Below are 547 nucleotides of genomic sequence, written 5' to 3'. Positions count from 1 at the left end.
TATCTAAGTTACGTATGGTTAGGGCTTGATTTTTTGAACTTTCAATCCCATAAATGTACTTAAAAGAAAGTCTCTTATCGAGGAAGATTATGAACAGTCCAATGTTTACCCGCACTTCAACTCAAGAAAGTGCTCTACAAACGAACAAAGTATTGCGTAATACTTACGCTCTACTTTCAATGACACTTTTATGGTCGGCAGTCGTTGCTGGCGTTGCAATGGCATTTAACCTTCCACATCCAGGTATCATCCTAATGCTGGTTGGTTTCTACGGCCTATTATTCTTAACAGAAAAAAACCGTAACAACAGTCTTGGCCTTGTGTTTACGTTCCTATTTACTGGCTTCTTAGGTTACACCGTTGGCCCTATTCTAAACATGTACATTGGTGCAGGCATGGGCGATATCGTATTAACCGCACTCGGTGGTACGGCACTATCTTTCATGGCAGCATCGGCATACGCACTAACAACGAAACGTGACCTATCGATGATGGGTGGCTTAATGCTATCACTATTTGTTGTGCTGGTTGTGGGCATGATTGCAAG

Annotated in this window: 1 protein-coding gene; it reads left to right on the top strand. The window is 42.0% G+C overall.

Annotation, left to right across the window (positions count from 1 at the left end; translation table 11 throughout):
• Positions 1 to 89: 89 nt before the first annotated feature.
• A partial coding sequence (locus R7Q09_RS27695; protein ID WP_318144153.1) for a Bax inhibitor-1 family protein occupies positions 90 to 547 on the top strand: 458 nt, incomplete at its 3' end.

Source organism: Vibrio sp. 2130-1 (genome assembly GCF_033339515.1).
Note: the sequence above shows the minus strand (reverse complement) of the source record. Positions and strands in the feature narration are given on the sequence as shown.